This is a genomic window from Paenibacillus sp. KS1 (assembly GCF_001680695.1).
GTDB classification, from domain to species: Bacteria; Bacillota; Bacilli; order Paenibacillales; family Paenibacillaceae; genus Paenibacillus_B; species Paenibacillus_B suaedae.
In genome coordinates, this window is the sequence record NZ_MAIS01000253.1 from 1 (window position 1) to 1,111 (window position 1,111).

Genomic DNA, 1,111 nt, shown 5'->3' on the forward strand with positions numbered 1-1,111 from the left:
AAATGTACAACCGAACATCCAACCGAATATTGAACCTTACGTACAACCGAACATCCAACCGAACATCTATCCAAATGTACAACCAAACATTCAACCGAATATCGAGCCTTACGTACAATCGAATATACAGCCGAATGTATCGCCGATCACAGAGTCGAATCAACCGTTTTCTCCTTATGAGTGTTACTGCCCACCGACACCTGTCTTCTGCAATCCTGGCTTTCCGCCTGTACCAACTGCTATCTATCCGCCATATCCTCCTGTGTATGGTGGTGCAGTATCGACGATTTCGGGATATATTCCTTCTGCAATTCCGGCTGCAGTACCAACAGCAGTATGGGGGCCGATTGCTCAACCATTTGTCTATGCTTGTGGTTGTGGAGAAGAGCATGGCAAGCATCCGTATGCGAATCAGTCATTAATGAATGCAGCTAATATGTATGCCCCAGCAGGTACACAAGGAAACGATTCTTATGAGCAGCCAACAGGGTATGGTTCGGACGGTATGCACTTCTACAATCCAAACTTATACGGATCCATTCCGGGATTCGCCAATTCGTCTTTGGGGAGTAACGCTTCAATCGGAGCGGGTGGTCATGGCAAACGTGCAGAACATGAAGTGGAGTTTAACAGAGAATCGGCATCCACAACGGACAAAGAAGGGCATGTATCCAGTGTAGGTACAAAAAAGGAACAACAGGCGAGGATTAAAGGGTCGCCTTCCCGGACGACAAAAAAGAAGAGCACGGAAAAAAAGAAAACGGCGCAGAAGCGTTCTAACGTGAACTCGAGAAGCATTCCGTGGATCAACGGATAGTCCAAAGGAAGCTGGAGTATCAACTATGAGAGAGACTGCATTAAGCAGAATGATCATGGTTGATATTTCCTGTTGTCAAGATGGGACAGGCCATGATATATTATAAATCCAGTCGCGAGATGCGGCGGCGCAGTAGAGCTTCAACGCTTCAAACGAATCTTCTAAGAAAAAAGATTTTAAAAAAAGTGTTGACAACAAATTAGCTCCTGTGATAAGATAAAGTTCCTGTTGCGAAAGATGTTGAAAAATGTCGGAGCAGCAAGAAATGAAGATTGTTCTTTGAAAACTGAACAA

The 1,111-nt window shown here is 44.7% G+C and carries 1 protein-coding gene and 1 pseudogene; one reads left to right on the forward strand and one right to left on the reverse strand.

Annotated elements, in window-relative coordinates; all coding sequences use genetic code 11:
- Nucleotides 1-817 (forward strand): annotated as a pseudogene (locus BBG47_RS30265) (hypothetical protein); the annotation flags it as partial.
- A 75-nt stretch (nucleotides 818-892) separates the two neighbouring features.
- Here the strand turns inward: BBG47_RS30265 and BBG47_RS30505 are convergent.
- Nucleotides 893-1,111: hypothetical protein (locus BBG47_RS30505; RefSeq protein ID WP_217492549.1), on the reverse strand; the 219-nt coding region annotated here is incomplete at its 5' end.